This is a genomic window from Desulfonatronospira thiodismutans ASO3-1, from assembly GCF_000174435.1.
In the GTDB taxonomy this organism is placed as follows: domain Bacteria; phylum Desulfobacterota; class Desulfovibrionia; order Desulfovibrionales; family Desulfonatronovibrionaceae; genus Desulfonatronospira; species Desulfonatronospira thiodismutans.
Map to the genome: position 1 here is coordinate 1,023,409 of NZ_ACJN02000001.1, position 17,860 is coordinate 1,041,268.

Below are 17,860 nucleotides of genomic sequence, written 5' to 3' on the forward strand. Positions count from 1 at the left end.
TTTTCTTACTTGACCCGTTTGGCACACTCATTCTCAATTTTATTCAGCGGCTTTCTTGATGATACTGGCTTTATGTCTTGGGGAAAGATGAAACCCCAATCTCTGCAGCTGATTCAAATAAGGACCCACCTCACTGATGAGCCCTCTGTCTTTTGCCACGATCAATACGCCAGCTGTGCCGGTAACTGCAAGCTTAAGTTCAATAGCTACTTTTCTCGCTAAAAGATCATCAAGGACTACAACTGAATCTGGGTTCTCCAGGCCATGTAATATAACAGACGTTTCACCAGTTGATGCAAATACTGAATTGGAGAAGTATTAAACAGTGTCATGCCGGGCATTAACAACATCCTGTTCCAGAGTCTGCTCGTCTATGGGGATGGCGGATATTCCATACCGCCCCATTTCCTGCAAGAAACGAGGCTTGGATATTCCCAGCCATTCAGCGGCCCTGCCTGTTGATATTCGCCCGGATTCTACAAGCCTCGCCGCCAAAATAAACTTGATCTCCCGCTCTGGCTCTTGAGTCCCAAAGGATATCTCCTTTAAGAGGCTGTCTGGAATATCAATGGTTATTTGCATATATAAGCCCCTATATTTTTGAGTGTTAAGTTAAAAACTTCAAATGCTGATGTGCAAACTAATAAAGTCACAAACCGCCAGAAAAAGAGCAAGTCATTATAACTGACAGCTTTCACTTTGCAAATATCACTTTAACCTATCCGGGGACTGTGAGCAATGGTTGTGACAACCGAAAAATGACCACCCTCAAGTCAGAGCATAAAAACTTAGGGATATTCAAAATACCAATATACCGTGTACTGTAAGTAACTTAACCGTTGAAAGCCTGCCTGCCCAGTTTAACAACGCTGATAGCGTTCCTGCTTTGCTGGTTTTAACTGGGGGTTACAAAGTAACCATTCAAGGGGTGCCAGCAATCGCCACCGGGAATAGGCCTGAGGCGTACTCCCCAACCGTGAGCGGCAGAGCCGCCCGCCTGTCCCGTGAAACACCCAGCACTCACTTTAATAATTTCGGTTTCATCACAAGCAAACAAATGGAAAAGTGAGTGCTGGGTCAGCGTAGCTGGTTTCACTGGGATGTGCAACGAAGTTGCCCGTGCCAAAAAACTTCTTAGGCACGGGAAGCCTTCAGGCTTCGCACCCGACTAAAATACGCTTTGCTGTCCTGCGGAATTTTAGCGGGCAGGCAGGTGCTCCGCACACACGGTTTTGAAGAACATAGATCCCCACAGGGCATTGCTCGCCTGGCAGACAGGCAAATTGGCATATCTCCCCCTGAAGGGTTACATTACAAAAAACTCTTTTCTTTATTGTTGAGGGCAAAGCATTACTATGGCGGTATATCAGTATCTTTCTAATCCCTTAGAACTACTTTTTTTATATCAAAATGGCGGTTCCAAGACTCAAAATCAAGCAAAAAACGAGCTCTTCTCATATATTTTCGACATATTGGTTGGTTCCGACACGAACAAAGACTATTGTAGGAATTGGTTGGTAAACTATAAACTGGACCGCTGTCAGAGCGCATGGAGGCTTATTACAGGTTGGGTTGAATATCAAAGCTGTTTACGTGCTGTGGACGTACAATCCGAAAATCACGATGGTCAGTGGTAAGAATGGTCTGTATATTCAATCTTTCAGCCATAGCTACAACAGTGGAGTCTACAAAATCAATCCTGGTATCAGCATATTGCTCAAGCAATATTGCAGAACGGGAGATATCAGCTGAATCAAGAGCCATTAACCGATATTTGGTTCTGGAAAAATTTTTTAAAAATTTTGACATGACCAGGTTACCACCTGCACGTGTAATCAGGTAGGCTACCTCAGCCAGAACCGTCTGAGGAAGAACAACTGCTGACTGTTTAAGATAAAGGTTTAGGCATTCATTATGCCATTTGTCGGTTGAAATAGCCACTCCTACCACGAATCCAGTGTCAGCTATCGTGATCATTCTTCGGTTCCTTGACAGTCCATCCACTGTGCTCTCGAAGTCCACCAGAAAGAATCTCCTCAGCTCTGACTGAATAATCATCCGGACCTGAAATCAGGGCTATAGCCGGATCATCATTTTCATGGTAAACACTGTGCTCGAAGAGTGCTGAGTCTTGCCGTATCTGTTCTTCTTGTCCCGTATCATCCTTTAGCAATATAATTACCCTGGCCTTATGGCCAAAAGCTTCCCGAAATTCTGCAGGCAGTTTTCCGTCTTCATGTATAAATGTTTCCATTTCAATGGCTTTCATGTCTTACCCTCCAGGGTCTTGCTTCAGGCCCTTGCTTTCAGTGGCAATCCGTAAATCTGTCACCACCTCTAATCTCTGGGTTAAGAAGTAATGCTCATTATCATGATGTATACTTCTCGCCCATTACTGTCAACTGCTCTTCCGGAAGGAACCCATGGATTTTGATGCTGGTCATGAAAAATGCAGACCGGTCAACTTTCCCCAGCAGGACTTCTTGTTCCCAAGCCCTGGCGTATAAAGCTGTCAATCCGGCGGCGGGAGAGGACCCGGGTGCAGTTGCGCCAGTCGTCCTCCCGGGCGTTAAACCCGCCTTTTTCAGTCAGGCTCTCTGCCAGGCACAGGGCCATGGAGGTATCATCAGTCCACTGACCCGGATACAGATTGAATGGTCCTCCCCCGACCATATGTAACGTTTTCCTGCATCAGGGCCGACAGCTGTACGGCACTAAGGATGGAATCGCGTTTAGAACTACTTTTTTTATATCAAAATGGCGGTTCTAAGACTCAAAACCAAGCAAAAAGCGAGCTCTTCTAAAATATTTTCAATATACTGGCTAGGTCCGACCCGAAAAAAGATGTCTCAGAGACCTGGCCCCACACAATTTCTTCGCCAAAGGCAGGCGTGATATAGCGGGATACTGGCAACATAACTAAACCCAGTTGAACAGACCGAAGGTCTACGGCACAGCCGTGTTCAACCGGGTAAACTCGCAACATAATGTCCCCTTCTTCCTATATGCTATCAAGTCCAGGCGGCAATGGACCTTGGGGTGCCTTGATTCATTACAAAGCGATCTCTTTAGATGAGGATGAAGTCAAAGAAAATTCAAACTGTACTCGATGCTGGAGCACTTCAGAAGCATCAAGCACTTCAATGCCCAGAAGCTTGCCTTCCTTATCAAAATCCGCATGAAGCCCAGGCTTTATGGTCTTGGTTTCAGCGGATTTTGTGCCAGGAGTTCCGAACCACATATATAGAAGATCTCTGACTGGATCATATTCCATCTTCATATCTGCTTACCCCCTGAAAAAATTTTGTCCGTATCTGGCAATAACAGTCAACAAAATCAGATTGTTGCCTTCTTGCTGTTTATAATATACTGTAACTTCTTTTTGCTGATAATATAAGTCTTCCCAGTATGATTCATATTCAAGTATCTGTTTAGCGCTTTTAAGGAAAGCAGGGGACAGGCACTCCGGGACCCACTTGAGCATCATTTTGTGCTAAAAACATCTCATTTTTTGGGACAAGTGGGTCCCGGAAGAGCCAGTCCCCATGCCACATGCAAAGCGCTAAACAGATACATATTCAAAAACCATAATCTTTCCATAGGTTCCAGGATTGGATTCAGCTGCTTCCCAACCTTCTGCCATGACCTGTTTTATTTCCTCGAATGTCACCCCGCGTTGTTGCATTCTCGATTCAATATGCGGGTGTAAATGATTCCTGTCTATATCAATTTTCGTGCTCATTCAGCAAGCCAATAAGTCCTCTTAGAAAGTCCTAACTCAACCCCAACATGCCAGAATCCAGCATTCTTCACCCTGAAATACCTCAAAAGGCTCTTTGTCAAGGACAAGGGTGTTACTGGAGCGCTATTGGGGCCAGGTCTCTGAGACCAGCAAGTTAGAAATTCTTAAATCCTGTTATTTTTTTAAATTACTGAAGTCTTGGATGTTCTCTATTTCAAGAATCTATTTAAAAGCAATATCCATAATTCCATTCTTAATATGGTCTGACAGTTTGTTGACATCCTTCAAAAATTTTTTCTTGTAGGCAATTTTCACTTACTATACTCAGTAAGCTTAATGGCTTCTTCAAGATCAACCTCTTCGTCGTCCTGTACTTCTTCCATAGCTTTTCCCAAACCATAATCAATTATAATATCTTCAATTTTTTTAAGGTCTGGTAGTCAAGAACAACGCTTTTTATATTCCCGCTCTGGTCAGTAATGTAGTCAGCTTGACTAAGCAAATTTTCTTGCATGGCTACAACTCCTTGTCCGGTTCTCATGCTTGGAAATAATTATTACATCCCAATCCACTTGGCAAGCACAAACAAAAACGCCCACAACTAAGCCAATATTAAGTTTGTCCAAGCCGCTTCATGGAATACAAACCCTCCACACCGCCGACAGGAGTTCACCCGGTTAAACCCTGCTACGGTAACCATTCAGGGGGTCCTCGGTGGTGACTAATGGCACAAGGCCAGGGGACTGTCCCCCTGGGCCGGTACCTGCCCCCCTGAATGGTTACGTGGGGATCTATGTTCTTCAAAACCGTGTGTGCGGAGCACCTGCCTGCCCGCTAAAATTCCGCAGGACAGCAAAGCGTATTTTAGTCGGGTGTGAAGCCTGAAGGCTTCCCGTGCCTAAGAAGTTTTTTTGGCACGGGCAACTTCGTTGCACATCCCAGTGAAACCAGCTACGCTGACCCAGCACTCACTTTTCCATTTGTTTGCTTGTGATGAAACCGAAATTATTAAAGTGAGTGCTGGGTGTTTCACGGGACAGGCGGGCGGCTCTGCCGCTCACGGCTGGCGAGTAACGCCTCACGTCAATTCTCGGTGACGATTGATGGCACCTCCTGAATGGTTACCTGCTACGCAGGAGGCCTTACGGCCTGTTTAACTGGGTAAATTTGCGCCTGCCCGGTTAAACATTTATCCGGTTAAATCTTCTTCCATTTAACTGGACGGCGAAGCCGTAGACCGGAGGTCTGTTTAACTGGGTGAATCCTTGGAGACAAGCAGGTGCTTGACCTGGTCAAATATTTACCCCCTCCCGAAACAGAGTCCCTGTCCGCCATAAGTATTTCTTCTTTGCTCCGCCCTGATAAAGCCCTGACCGTCATCCTGGCCAAGAGCCTGCACGCATCTATGCATTCCTGTGCCCCGTGGGTTGTCCTGGAGCTTTCCCCGGCCATGCTCTCAGCCAGGTCCATGTCAGGAAAGTACTTCATGGGTACTGGTGCCAGGCGCATGATGGTGCCGTTGCCTGCCGACCTGGGATGGGTTGAACCGGAGTAAGGCTCACCGGTTTTGCGGTATCTTTGTAAAGCCGCAGCCACTGTACTGCCGATATCAAAGCAGGACCCGGTGCTGCTCAGGTATCCGGTTTCCATCCACCTGCAGTACCTTTCCATCTGGTCCCGGGCATCAAAGCCGCCCTTTTCAATCAGGCTCTCTGCCAGGCACAGGGCCATGGAGGTATCATCAGTCCACTGACCCGGACGCAGATTAAAAGGTCCTCCCCCGACCATATCTCTGAGTGGTTCAAAACCGCCCCTGGTCATGAACTCCACGGTGGTGCCCACGGCATCACCGGCTGCCAGGCCAGCAAGGCATCCCCGGAATCGTAACCATTCAGGGGGTGCCAGCAATCGCCACCCTGAATAGACTTGAGGCGTACTCCCCAACAGTGAGCGGCAAAGCCGCCCGTGTGCAACGAAGTTGCCCGTGCCAAAAAAATCTTCTCTGGCACGGGAAGCCTTCAGTCTTCACACGGGTGCTCCGCACACACGGTTTTGAAGAATAAAAGCTCCCCAGAAGCATGCCCCGCCCATATCTTTAAACGCAGCCTTGAGGTATTTGTTAGAGTTTCTTCAAGCTTTGTGTGCGCAGGTAGCAAATAGTTTTAAGGATATGTGCGGGGGCATTACCCGCCTGGCAGACAGGCAAATTGGCATATCTCCCCCCTGAAGGGTTACCCGGAATCTGTCTTGTGTGGTCATAATTAATCAGTTTGCAAAAAATGACGTTTAAACAAAAACTTCTTTAAAATACGGGCTCAGGTTCATAAACAGTTGCTCAACTTCTTCCTGGCTTACTCCATTTTCAAAAAGATATTCAATAAGTTCCTCCTGCCTGGTCTGTCCCAGACTCAGGCGGTACAAAGAAAGAATTTTGATCAACCTTTCATATCTGGCACTGTCCCTGCTCAAAGGATATAGCGGAACGATACGCTCTATATTGCATGCCGGATTGTAGGTATCCTGGCCGGTAAGCCGCCAGAACGGCACCAGGTCACTGGTTTTGCTGCTTTTTTCCTGAAGCAGGGCATGGTCGAACATTTCCTGCCAGACATCCCTGTAAAACCGGTTTTTACCGTATTTAAAAGCAATATTTTGCCGTATTGCATGACATTTATAACGGTTTATACGCCCTTCCCTCTGCTCTAAGTCTATAGGATTGCCTGGCAGGTTCCAGTGAAATATCTTGCGGCAGTAACAATGAAAATCCAGCCCTTCTTGACCAATAGAGGTAGTGGTCAGTACAAATGGCCTGAAAGGAGAGTTTAAGCTCAACCGAATATTTTCTTTACGCTGCCCGCTTTTGCCTTCATCTTTCATGTCATAAAAGCCCACCGCATAGCTGGAGCGCATTCGAATCTGCTTCTTTTTTAAATCTATGCGGTCATAGTTTTTCACCCTGTGGCGGAATGCAGGATAAGTATCAACATTATAGCTTGCTGTATGAGTTTTGAGAGTCCTGATCATGTCCCGGATCAGGGTCTGATTTCTCTTTTCCACTTCTTCCGGTGAACAATGCTGCTTATCATGGCCATCAAGAAGCATATGCGCATATTCATCCAGCACAGCCTGAAGATTGCCATCAAGGCAGTAGCGCAGAATATTTTTCCAGTGTACCCCCTCCCCTGCCTTGCCATAAGATAAATCGACCATGGCAATGGCCTCCTGGGTATTGAACCGCTCAACAATAGTTTTGGCCAGCTGCCATGAAAGCCCGACAGCTCCGGGAGTATCAGGGCCAAGCATTCTCAGGGCGCAGATTGCCGGCGAGGCTATAGCCATATTGGTCAGCACCCGGGCAAGATCTTCCGGCATTAAACCCAGTTCTACCTGCTCTGGATCCTGGTAAAGACTTTTCAGTCGCTCAAGATGAAGAGACAGGGCATGACTGTCCTCTTCCTGGACCACGACACCGTCATAATCTTCATCAACGCTTTGCAGGACAGGGTTTTTGAACCACTCCTGAATCCTTGGCTGGCTTCTGCCCATTAAAAGCGGGGCCATGTAATACCAGCGTTCATCCTGGCGCTGGCCCTCTCTTCTGACATAATGCCTGAAACCGTCCAGATGTCCTTCTATCTTCCCCTGCACTTCTCTGAGGATGTCTTTAATGGACATGTCTCTGTTCATGGCCTGTATGGGATCATACATCGATGCAAGGGTAACAGATGGATGCAACAGGCAAAGAGCATTCATGTTGGCCGGCTCTTTGTCCTTCACTGAAAAAGTTACTCTTGGAGGAGGAAACCTTTTGTTTTTGGAATCAGGAAAGTAGCTGCGCCTCTCTGATTGCTGACCAGGTGTTTTTTTAATGAGTGTTCCCACTGTCAAGCGTTCGGCTTCATAGGAAATCAGGGTTGAGACAGCCCTGGGAACCATCTCCCAGGCAGAAAAAACCAGTGTCTTGGAAAAGTTTTCCTGGTTGCGGAATGGACCTCCCAGCTCATAATATGGCAGGGATGGGGGGACCCACAAAAGCCTGGCTGCTTCTCCGGAAAGTACTGTTTCTTTGAGCTTTTCAAACCGGGCATGATGTATGTTCAAAGGCTTGTACCCGGCCACTTTGTTTTTGTTGATCCAGAGACGTGGACTGTTTAAAAGGGGAAGCTTTTCAGGCTTGGCCTTCATTTCTTCCTGTATATCATGCTTGACCTTATAGTTCTGCATGAAGGACATAATCAGGGGGGCTGACTTGATGTACTCCACCGGCATTGTTCCCCTGAGTTCCAGTTCTTCAAGCACTCTATCCATGTCTGCATAAGCCAGGATGTCGTCTTCATGAACCTGCAAGTGGTTATTGTCTTTTGAATCCACAAGATCTATAGCACCCGGAACCTTTAACCGTTCAGTCCGGCAAATCCCGTTATACAAGACTTCCTCTGCCTGCTGTTTCTGTCTGGTGCTCCCCGGAAATTACGTGAGCCCGCATTTTTCCACGGCAAAGCTCTTTGATTGCCCTCTGCAGATCATCAGCAGGGTCATCATCTGAGAAATCACCTTGGGGAATGGATTCAATTTTTTCAAAAGGATTATCCTTGTCATCCTTGCCAAAGATATCCTCAAGAATGTCAGCCAGTTTGAAACCCCATTTGCGGTAGTCAAGCTTTAACAGAAATTCTACATTGGCATCAAAGGCCCTTTGCGTGCAATTTGCTGAGCCAAAGTACAGGGCATGATTACTCCCTTTGGAGCGGGCGTAAAATTTGGCGTGGATATCCTGATTCTGGGGGACCTCAGCCTGGAGCTCATCTTCGCTAAGCCCCTCCTCCCCTTCGGCCACCAGCTCTTTCATGACGTATACCTGAAATGATTCGAAGTGCTCCGGTAAAAGCTTGGGCAGCTCTGCTCTCCGGGTAATCAAGGTCCTGGAAGAATTGCTCAGGGCCAGACTGTCAAACTCTTTAACAGGAGTTTTACTGAGAAAGGGCGAGATGATCACCAGGTCTTTGTAGGACTGAAAAAGAGAGCTGGACTTTTTATCATGTCCGTCAATACCCAGTGGACAAAATTGAAAATCAGCCACTTGCTGAATTTGCGGGTCAAAATAAACCTGTCCGATTTCTTCCTGAATGTTTTTGATCCTTCGTCGTTTTTTTCTGGAATTTATGTGCTGGATTAAAAAGCCTATAAAATCCTGTAAGGGACTGTTTTTCTCTGTTGGCTCATCACCTTTTTTGCCATCCAGGCAGACAGCCATGTCCCAGCTTCTATCGAAGGTAAGATTGCGGCTGAGCACAATTATACGGTAAATGGGATCTTTCTGAGGACCAGCATACCTGATCACCCACACCTTGGGATGAAAAGATCTGCCCCTGGGCAGATGAACCTGAAAAACAGAGCTCTCCACCAGAGAATAAACCGTGTTGTTCTTGTGAGGAATTTTTATTTGTCCAGGTTCACAGAAAATGGCGAGGTTGTCGGTACTACGGCGCAAGCCCTCCAGCACTGCAACAGGATTCTGGGTTGCACTGCTGCCAAGTTCCTCGGACATGAACAGGGCCATGGGAATCCCGAGCATGGCTTCCAGATCCAGACTGTAAGTGGTACCCAGAGCAAAGTCTGTATAATAATCCGGAGGTGGAGCCAGAAGGTGGCTGTAACTCAGTCTATCACTACCCGGCCTGAGCATGACTGCCCTCCAGTGCTTTAAAAATATCAGTCAAAATATCCCTGGCATAGGAATAGCGAAAGTCCAGCTTTCCTCCACGCAGACCATCTCCTACTTTGTAGCTGTAAAGGGCTGAATTGCGCAGCTTGGCTCTTTGTCTTCCCTTGAGATCAATTTCTCGTTGGACAATAAGGCTATCCATGTCCTCTTCATTGCCAGCCAGAACGTATTTCTTCCACTGGGTTAAAAAGCGGCGCAGGGCGGGATTACTTATTTGCAGGTAATCCATGGGTGCAACAGGCTCGTAATGCTCAAACCTCTGGGTGACAAAATAGGAACTGAGCCATTCTGTCCATAATTGCCGGGCTTTTTCATTTCTGCCCTCAGACAGAATCAAATTATAGCGCAGGCTGGCCCCGAAAATGAACCTTGAAAAATCCCTGGCCATTTCAAAATCCTGCCTTATGCTTTCAGGAAGTTCCAGCGCTTCACCTATGGCACCAAAGTCCTCCAGAGCCGTGAAAACTTCAGGTTCAACCTGCAAAAGAAACGCCAGGAGTGAGTCTTTGGAAAAACTGGACCTTATTATGCACTGCTTGAGATGCAAGGCTTCTTCATATGTTAAATGGATGCTGATATGCTCCCGCCAGTTTTCAGGTGGAGGCGGACACCTCCAGAACCCGCCGGTCAGAGAAGTGCCGGCTGCATCTGAATCATCTCCCTGGCTGGAGACATCTTCTGAAACACCCATGGATCTAATATCCAGATTTTCTTTTCTTACTGCACACACAGCCCTGGCGTAATCTTCAAGGGACAGATGCGGATACCGAAGAATCCCGAATGTCTTCAATCCGCTCCAGTAAACGCTGGATGGCTTGCGTTTCAGGTTTTTTCCGGCTGTTTCTCCAATCACGCCCTTCTCGCCACTTTTCAAAAGCGGTTCAATAAGTTCGAGCTCCATATCATTGAGCTTTTGTATTAGAGCGTTTGGGGTGATGTTTTTCTGTTTCTCCAGTTCCATCAGAATATAAGGAACTAAAAAGAAATACTTGGCTCTGGTCTGAATGGTAGAAGTACCAGGGAACAGCTTGTGTGAAAATCCGTCCCTTATCTGCCCGATTCCAATTTCGTCAACAGCCCCTGGTGCAGCAAGGGACTGAAGGACTGTCATGACTTTACGGCGATGTTCCGGGGAATAATCGATCCAGCCTATCTGAAGCGGGTTCACTGAAGTGTTGAACATGATCACCCTCCAAGCCTGATGCTTTAAGTATATTCAAGGTATGCCGGAACCTGCCTGGGACAGTTCCTTCAACTCATTTCCTGCACAAATTGCAGAAGGGCACTAAGCACTTTGACCTGTAAGCATTCAGGGGGGTCCTCAATGGTAGTTCCTGGCACAAGGCCTGGGGGCTGTCCCCGCTATATAAGGATTGTGCAGATTCAACAAATTTCGCGCCTGTATTTTTTGTAGTAGATGATACTGAATGTGTCAGTAGTCCTGGACTGAAATCCAAAAGCAGCTCTTGACAACATGCAACCATTGCACATATAGTTCATAAATGCCTCTCATTAAACGCTTTGCTAACTGTCAGGTACGGATCAATCTAAAAGATCATGCTCCACCTCACTTCCATGTGCTCATGCGTGACGGCAAAGAGGCTTTAATTGAACTTTCCGGCCTGGAAATCCTTCAGGGAAATGTGCCTCGCCGGGAACTTTCAGAAGTGTTGCAATGGGCTGCAAGCAATCGCAATATGCTTATGAACAAATTTGAGGAGTTGCAAAAATGAATAAGAAACACTTTCGTATCAATTCGGTTGAGCCGTTACCTGACTATAAGCTGCGGATATCCTTTGCCGATGAAACAACCTTTGAGCTCAGTCTGGCTGAGTGGATTAAAACCTCCCGGGCACTCAGCCCCCTCAAGGATCCTGAACTTTTTGCAAAAGCCCGGGTCGGCTTTGCTGGTGCATCTGTGGAATGGGTCCAGGACGAGTTGGATCTCGCGGCTGACAACCTGCGCAATCTGGCTGTTGAACAGGCAGGCGGCATAGGGCATGAACGTATCCGGAACTGGCTGCATGAAACCGGATTGACTCTGAATCAGGCTGCAGACGCTTTAGGCATATCGCGGCGGATGCTGATCTATTACCGCGATGGCGAAAAACCTGTCCCAAGGCATATATGGCTGGCCTGTCTCGGTTGGGAGGCAACCCGGCCAAAAGATCCGAAGCTGCTGCCTGAGCGTATTCCCTCTGTTCAAGAGTACGCGGCAATACACCAATCGTAACAGCTGCGAGGCCTCTTTAAGACCCGTCCGCCAATCCCCGCCAATTTCCACGAATCATACCCCGCGCAGCAGCGTGAGCCTTACTCGCCCCATGTGTCAGGATAGATGCCGCCTTGGAGAATAGAAGTCTAGAACTACGTTTTCCATATCAAAATGGCGGTTCTAAGACTCAAAATCAAGCAAAAAACGAGCTCTTCTCAAATATTTTCAATATATTGGCTGGGTCCGACCCGAACAACAGAACAACTGTTGGCTCTGGGCATATTTGCTTACAACTGGTTTTTGAGCATCGAAATGGGCGTTCTAAGGCCAATTTTAGACTATATAGAGGATATTTATACAATCAACTCAATAACTTGATTAGGTCCGACCCCAAATCTTCCATTGCACTTCTCTCTGGGCATGCACGTAGTCTTGAAAATGAGAACCTTGGGATTATGACATGGTAAACTTTTCAGCTAAAACCTATACCTACAACCCCAGTTTGTTCCTGTTAGTCCTGCCCTGTCATCCATGTGCCGATCAAACCCTGTATAAACTCTATCCAGGTCGCAATCACGCCAAAAATAATCAGGTGTGGTCATAAGCGCATACTCACCGGCTATTATTATTCCTGTCATTTATTGTTGATCAATGGGTCATTACTGGCTACGGCTAGACATCAATCATCTCCAGATTGCGGCTTGGTAACGGATTGGAATCAAAACTGTTTGAAAGGACTATTGTATGTGCGGAATATGTCTTGAATTACATCTCATGGACCTGCTGGAGCGTGAATACCGGACCAAGGCCCCGGTCTCTCAGGAAGACCTGGAAGAAGTTCTCCTGGAACCCTACGCTCAGGAGAGCAATTTTTTGATGCACTGCCTGAAATATGCCAGGGCCTTTGACATGGAAGACAACGTACTTTCTGTTGTTCATTGCCGCGCCCTGGAAGAAATCGCTCTCAGGCCGGAAACAGCCATGCAGGACAGCCTGGCCATGATAGCCCTGATCAAGCATTACCACGCCTTTAAGCGCTTTATCGCCTCAAGGACCATATCAGATAAAGTTCTAAAGTGGCTCCCGGCCCCTTCATGGCATAACCTGTATTCACCTGGGTTTATTTTCGCAAAAGACAAATGGGGGCAATTTCTTGGAGATAAAGACCTGCTCGTCCAGTGCAACGGACTTCTGGAGAGATATCATTCCTGGTGGCTTTTGGGAAAGGGGCAGCAAAAGAATGACCTTTCCCGGAAATTGCGGGAAACTGTTAGCGCCGGCTTGAAGATGCCATAAAACGCCGGTTTAAAAATGTTGTTTTGGAGCAACCGCCAGCTCCAGACATAAAGGTTGATGCCGGCGGTTGCCTATGCGGAGCTATTGTTCCTGAACCTGGTCTTTCATCCGATAGCTTTTGCCTTCAATGAGGACGGTTTCGGCATGGTGCAGAAGTCTGTCCAACATGGCTGAGGTCAGGGTGCTGTCGTTGTTGAACACCTCGGGCCATTTCTTGAAGGCTCTGTTGGTGGTCAGGATGGTTGATTTTTGTTCGTAGCGCTGGCTTATAACCTGGAAGAGCAGGTCTGCACCTTGCTTGTCTATGGGCAGGTAGCCAAGCTCATCCAGAATGAGCAGTTCAGGACTTACATATTTCTTGAGCTCTGTTTTGAGCTTGTGTGCAGCCTGTGCGGCCGAGAGGGTGTTTATGACATCTATGGTGGTGGCAAACAGTACAGAATACTTTTCCAGGCATGCACTGTAACCCAGGGCTGTGGCTATGTGTGACTTGCCCAGCGTGAGTTTATTACGGTTAGTCCCAAAATTAATCGTAACACCTTGTAATATATGTAAATATTAAGGTTAAGATTTGTATACACTGAACGGTATTTTTGATTTCATCGGCAACTCGGCAATTCCCATTGCATCTGCAAGCTCCTTGACATCTGGGTCCATCTCCTCAAGCTGATATGTGGCTCTGTAGCGCCCTTTTGATTTTTGGGTCGGGGCATCGATCAGAGTGGCCAGACGAATCTCGGATAGTTTTTCCAGCAAAGTATGCGGAGACCGAGAAAAGCCGGCATTCTCCCGGGCATGCTTGAAAGCCACCATAACCAGGAGAAAGGCCACCAAACATATGAAACCGTGCACCTCTATCTTTTGATCAGTCCAGTGATATTGAGGTCGCCATGCCATGTGAAACGGGTTCTTCATATTTTTAAACACGTACTCTATATTGGCCTGACCCCAATAAGCTTTGATGATTTCCTCAGTACTCCAGTGATGCCTGTTGGTGATAAGGATGCGGCGTCCAAACCGCCACTTTTTAAGTTCTTCCAAGTGGTCGTAGTCGATCCAATACTGTAGTTCGAATGCATCTTCCTGCAAAAAAGTGAGCTCCCACTCCACGATCCCTTTGGGCACACAGGAGGAAATAAGTGAATCAATCTTTTTCTGGATTCCGGCTTCAGTTCGCTTTTTTCCTTTTTGGGTCGGCATCTTGATGGCTTCTTTTAATTGATCAAGTTCGCTGCAAAGCTTGGAGAGGCCTTGCTCCAGGCCTCTAATTTGACCATCTCGCAGCTTTTCAGAGATGTAGACCACTGCTGTCAGGTCGCTTCCCCAGATTGTTGTGCGCTCCTTGTAGCAGGGAACACTTTTATTCCCTATAAGTATTTCTTGCAGGTTCAGATTGGCTCTTTCAACCAAATGCCTGTGTTGGTGAACAGAAAGCGCTCCGACAAAATAAATGGTCTGGTCTACCTCTTTAAGCATTTTTTTTGAATTGTTCCCTTGATCCAGAACAACGGTAATGTCTTCAAGGGAGCCACTGAGCCTTTTGAGTCTGTCAGAAAACCTTGCGAAATGCTCTTTGAAAACAGTTTTGTCGTTTAAGTTCCCCTGGTATGTCCTGTGGTATATCGGGAGCTGATCCTGGCGTGAGACCAGGAGCAAAAGGCCAAACTGCCTAAGGTCAATTCGTCGCTGCTTGTTTTTTCCTCGCTTAGCCAGTGTGCACCGTTCATTGGTCGAAGCGATGTAAGTGAAGAAATTACTTGTATCATAGAGCAGGGTATCCATGGAAAGCAGGCCATGTTCATAGAGGGTGTCAACGATCTCTTCTTCAATTGCAGGAATGGTTTCTGATGGAAGGGCATCCATCTGATCCCAGAAGTGCTGGCTGTCGATCTTGGCCAAAGACATTCGTAAAAGATACGAGAGGCTGGTACGCTTGGCCCATCCCTTATACCAGTTTCTTTTACTGGTTGGCTGACAGATTCTACCCATGGACGCAAGGACAATAGAACCTCCAACAGTAAACCCATCTCTGATTTGTTTATTTGGCACATGGCGGTTGATAATTTGAACCAGGTCAAGGGATTCTATCAAATTGAGTAAGTAGGCTACCAGTCCATGCGAGTAACTTTTGACCTTGTGCGGCCCTGCCCCTTCTTGAAGCCGCTTCAGGAGGTTTTCAGCAGTGCCGAGATGCTCCAGGACAACAGGGCGTGGTTTTCCGTTGATCCGTCTGGATTCGACTATGGCCCAGTAGTCCCTGCCTCTTGAAGGTTTCTTTTGAATAGTTGCCATTTCAGTGTATACATACACATTGAAAGGCCCATATGTCAACCCCAAATTAAGCATAATTTGTTGAAAATTAAGAATTTTTTATCGAATAGAAAGAAGTCTGTTCGATACATATTTCAGTGTATACATTTTTAATTAAAGCAACATATTGAAAACATTGAAGATGTCCTCGAAAATTGCGCTAAGCGTAATAAACTCACGCCAGGCCTACTCCTCCGAGGATTATTATGTTGGCCTTGTCCTTCATAAATCCAAGGCGAAAGAGGTTTTGGATGGCCGGGCGGTTGATCTTGGTCGGCCATGTCCAGTCGAAGTTCTCCATGGTTTTTATGCCTGGGAAACGGGCCATCCTGATACGGCGTTGGATGGAGCGATCATGCCTGGCATCTGCTTCTGCCTGGACCAGCCTGGCCAGATAGCCCAGATGATCCCAGTTCTGCCTGGCAGCCTTGTCAGCCGCCGGCCTGTACTGCTCTTTTATACAGGTCAGCTTGAGCAGCTGGAGATTTTCTTCCAGCCTGTGCACCTCGCTTTGGTGTTTGTTGGTCATGGGTTTTTCTCCTTGGGTTTGTCGTAAATACTTAGATCAGGGTCTTTGACTTCAATATCCAGCAGATCCTCTCGCCTGGTCAGATGCAGGGCTCCTGGTGCGGGCATGGTCCTGGCTCTTTGCTCCAGGATGTTGGCTACATACTCACAGGAGAAGGCACTGTAGGTGAATGCGTCGTCCATGGCCCTGGACACGGCTTCAGAGCCATAGATTTCGCTTAAGGCTACAATCTTCTGGACATGGTGTTTGATGTTCAAGTGCTTTTTCTCCAACTCAAAGTAATAATCCTTTGCTCTTGGGGACAAAGCCAGGAACCGGGAAAACAATTGCTGATCCCTGGCTGCCCGGCGCTGGGCAATAAGCTCCTGGACATGATCGGGGTCTTCAATGTCCCTTTTTTTGTCAAAGCTGCGGATATGCCTGGCCACAAGATTGTTGCCGTCATAGATGCATAAGCGATCAGGATAAGTCTTCAAGGTCAGGCGTTTGCCTGCGTACCTGGCTGGCACGGAATAGCGGTTGGACTCCAGGGTGATCCGGAACTGCGACGAGGCCCGGACCTGGGTTACGACTCCGATATCATAGGTGTTAACAGGCAGGGGCAAAAGGTGCTCTCTTTCTTCTTCAAGCATGTCCACCGGCTTCTTGCCGGTCTGGGCATGGATACGTACATTGGCTGTTGCCCTGCACCAGTGGCGGGCATAATGGTTGATGGCCCGGTAATCCGGCAGTTCAAGTCCGGCCAGCAAGTTCTTTTTGACATAACCTATGGCATTCTCCACCCGGCCTTTTTCATGGGGCTTTCTGACTCCGCAGGCACTGATCTCAAAACCCCAGTGCTTTGCAAAGTCAAGATATTTGGGATTTAGAACCGGTTTTTGGCCATAGGGGTGCTTGAGCACTGCACATTTCAGGTTGTCCACCATGATTTTTTTGGGAACAGCCCCGAATGCGTCAAAGGCGTTTTGATGACAGGACAGGAAGTGCTCCATGCTTTGGGAGACAGTGAACTCAAGATACATCATCCTGCTGTAGCAAAGGACCATGACAAAGAAGCTGAGATTGCGCCTGCTGTCTCCCACCTGGATGGAGCCGTGATTTCCCCAGTCAACCTGGGCGCACTCTCCTGGGGCAAAGGCCAGACTTAAAAAGGCCCTGGACCTTTTGGGCCTGACTTTGCTTATGTATTCCTTGAGAATGGAGGAGCCTCCTGTATAGCCCTGCTCCTTGATGCTGCGCAAAACCTGGACGGCTGTGTAGGGGTGCTCCTCCAGCATCCTGACGATGGTATCCTTGAAGGGATCAAGCTTGCTTGGTCTTGTTACTGACTTTCTTTGATGAAACTGCTTTGCTTCGAGCCATTTGCCCACTGTACGCGGATCCAGCTGCAGTTCTTTTGCTATCTGGGCCGGGGTAAGTCCTTTTTGTTCATGGTAGTGCTTTATTCTGGCATAAAGCTCATAATCAATCATGTGTTACCCCCGGCAAGTTTTTTGAGAACGTCTGAGAAGTGCACAGGCCCGGCCTGTGCTGTCCTGGCCTGATTTACGGGTGGGACCTGGATGGATAGAACCTGATAAAGCGGTTTCTTCCAGGCAATGAGATCAGCCTGGATCAGATTGAAGCGCGCCTGCTGCAAAGTGACTTCATCCATTCCCAGGCGCTGCATGACAATGGGGTCGGAGTAGTAGCTAAGCCCCTGCTGATCGCCCACGGTCACCAGGAACAGGTACAAGGCTGCTGCAGCATGGCTTAACCTCTCAATATGACCGTCACGAACCAGCCTGTGGTCCACCCAGCTGAACTGTCTGGGAACCTTGCGCAGTCTCTGGGGATGAATCGGATACTTTTGGTACATGAAATCCTCCTTTGGGGTTGTTGATGACGTCACAGCCCAGGGTGTACATCTGTCGGGCGGCCCTGACGATGTCATCTTGTAACGCACTCCCGCATAAGGAGGAGATTAGTCCTATAATAACAGATGGTTGCGTGATCCAGTGATCTTGTAACGTTTCCTCAACACGTTGATTTTCAACACTTTTT

General features: G+C 47.5%; 19 protein-coding genes and 1 pseudogene. 3 read left to right on the forward strand and 17 right to left on the reverse strand.

Going from position 1 to position 17,860, the window contains the following annotated elements; translation table 11 throughout:
- Positions 1-39: 39 nt before the first annotated feature.
- The 12 genes and pseudogenes from DTHIO_RS22890 to DTHIO_RS04695 form a co-directional block, all read right to left on the reverse strand.
- Positions 40-282 (reverse strand): annotated as a pseudogene (locus tag DTHIO_RS22890) (PIN domain-containing protein); the annotation flags it as partial.
- Between the two features lie 36 nt (positions 283-318).
- A complete protein-coding gene (locus tag DTHIO_RS04645; protein ID WP_008869198.1) occupies positions 319-582 on the reverse strand; it encodes a UPF0175 family protein in 264 nt (87 codons plus the stop codon).
- Between the two features lie 978 nt (positions 583-1,560).
- A complete protein-coding gene (locus DTHIO_RS04650; RefSeq protein ID WP_008869199.1) occupies positions 1,561-1,977 on the reverse strand; it encodes a type II toxin-antitoxin system VapC family toxin in 417 nt (138 codons plus the stop codon).
- The gene (locus DTHIO_RS21620; RefSeq protein WP_008869200.1) at positions 1,961-2,269 is read right to left on the reverse strand and encodes a hypothetical protein; all 309 of its coding nucleotides are present in this window, start codon (positions 2,267-2,269) and stop codon (positions 1,961-1,963) included. The genes DTHIO_RS04650 and DTHIO_RS21620 overlap by 17 nt, the downstream gene beginning before the upstream one ends.
- 191 nt (positions 2,270-2,460) lie before the next feature.
- Positions 2,461-2,673 carry an ADP-ribosylglycohydrolase family protein gene (locus DTHIO_RS21970; RefSeq protein WP_040417519.1) on the reverse strand — a complete coding sequence of 71 codons (213 nt, stop codon included), beginning with the start codon at positions 2,671-2,673 and terminating at the stop codon, positions 2,461-2,463.
- Positions 2,674-3,052: 379 nt separating this feature from the next.
- The gene (locus DTHIO_RS04670) at positions 3,053-3,280 is read right to left on the reverse strand and encodes a DUF2283 domain-containing protein (protein ID WP_008869202.1); all 228 of its coding nucleotides are present in this window, start codon (positions 3,278-3,280) and stop codon (positions 3,053-3,055) included.
- Between the two features lie 282 nt (positions 3,281-3,562).
- Positions 3,563-3,742 carry a hypothetical protein gene (locus DTHIO_RS20960; protein ID WP_144311444.1) on the reverse strand — a complete coding sequence of 60 codons (180 nt, stop codon included), beginning with the start codon at positions 3,740-3,742 and terminating at the stop codon, positions 3,563-3,565.
- Between the two features lie 311 nt (positions 3,743-4,053).
- The gene (locus tag DTHIO_RS22895; protein WP_208596379.1) at positions 4,054-4,164 is read right to left on the reverse strand and encodes a RelB antitoxin-like protein; all 111 of its coding nucleotides are present in this window, start codon (positions 4,162-4,164) and stop codon (positions 4,054-4,056) included.
- A gap of 775 nt (positions 4,165-4,939) precedes the next feature.
- Positions 4,940-5,650 (reverse strand): ADP-ribosylglycohydrolase family protein, encoded by a 711-nt coding sequence (locus DTHIO_RS04680; protein WP_008869205.1) that lies wholly within the window; start codon positions 5,648-5,650, stop codon positions 4,940-4,942.
- Between the two features lie 378 nt (positions 5,651-6,028).
- Entirely contained in the window at positions 6,029-8,113 is a 2,085-nt protein-coding gene (locus DTHIO_RS04685) for a helicase-related protein (protein ID WP_161598636.1), read from the reverse strand.
- Positions 8,114-8,162: 49 nt separating this feature from the next.
- Positions 8,163-9,428, reverse strand: coding sequence for a phospholipase D family protein (locus DTHIO_RS04690; RefSeq protein WP_008869207.1), 1,266 nt, complete (start codon positions 9,426-9,428; stop codon positions 8,163-8,165).
- Positions 9,412-10,650: a DUF6361 family protein gene (locus tag DTHIO_RS04695; RefSeq protein WP_008869208.1), complete on the reverse strand. Its 1,239-nt coding sequence runs from the start codon at positions 10,648-10,650 to the stop codon at positions 9,412-9,414. The genes DTHIO_RS04690 and DTHIO_RS04695 overlap by 17 nt, the downstream gene beginning before the upstream one ends.
- Positions 10,651-10,969: 319 nt before the next feature.
- On the opposite strand from DTHIO_RS04695, the gene DTHIO_RS19525 reads away from it, so the two are divergent.
- The 3 genes from DTHIO_RS19525 (at position 10,970) to DTHIO_RS04705 (ending at position 12,978) form a co-directional block, all read left to right on the forward strand.
- Positions 10,970-11,200, forward strand: coding sequence for a DUF4160 domain-containing protein (locus DTHIO_RS19525; protein WP_008869209.1), 231 nt, complete (start codon positions 10,970-10,972; stop codon positions 11,198-11,200).
- On the forward strand, positions 11,197-11,700 hold the full coding sequence (locus DTHIO_RS04700; protein WP_008869210.1) for a DUF2442 domain-containing protein: 504 nt from the start codon (positions 11,197-11,199) through the stop codon (positions 11,698-11,700). Before DTHIO_RS19525 ends, DTHIO_RS04700 begins: the two co-directional genes overlap by 4 nt.
- A 726-nt stretch (positions 11,701-12,426) precedes the next feature.
- On the forward strand, positions 12,427-12,978 hold the full coding sequence (locus DTHIO_RS04705) for a hypothetical protein (protein WP_008869211.1): 552 nt from the start codon (positions 12,427-12,429) through the stop codon (positions 12,976-12,978).
- Positions 12,979-13,059: 81 nt separating this feature from the next.
- On the opposite strand, the gene DTHIO_RS20355 is transcribed toward DTHIO_RS04705, so the two are convergent.
- From DTHIO_RS20355 to DTHIO_RS04735, 5 genes are all read right to left on the reverse strand, one after another.
- Positions 13,060-13,527: an ATP-binding protein gene (locus tag DTHIO_RS20355; RefSeq protein ID WP_337833160.1), complete on the reverse strand. Its 468-nt coding sequence runs from the start codon at positions 13,525-13,527 to the stop codon at positions 13,060-13,062.
- Between the two features lie 15 nt (positions 13,528-13,542).
- Entirely contained in the window at positions 13,543-15,270 is a 1,728-nt protein-coding gene (locus DTHIO_RS04720) for an IS1634 family transposase (RefSeq protein WP_208596366.1), read from the reverse strand.
- Between the two features lie 193 nt (positions 15,271-15,463).
- Entirely contained in the window at positions 15,464-15,817 is a 354-nt protein-coding gene (locus tag DTHIO_RS04725; protein WP_008869214.1) for an ATP-binding protein, read from the reverse strand.
- Positions 15,814-17,289: an IS21 family transposase gene (gene istA, locus DTHIO_RS04730; protein ID WP_008868685.1), complete on the reverse strand. Its 1,476-nt coding sequence runs from the start codon at positions 17,287-17,289 to the stop codon at positions 15,814-15,816. Before istA ends, DTHIO_RS04725 begins: the two co-directional genes overlap by 4 nt.
- Positions 17,286-17,675 (reverse strand): helix-turn-helix domain-containing protein, encoded by a 390-nt coding sequence (locus DTHIO_RS04735; protein ID WP_008868686.1) that lies wholly within the window; start codon positions 17,673-17,675, stop codon positions 17,286-17,288. Before DTHIO_RS04735 ends, istA begins: the two co-directional genes overlap by 4 nt.
- Between the last annotated feature and the right edge of the window lie 185 nt (positions 17,676-17,860).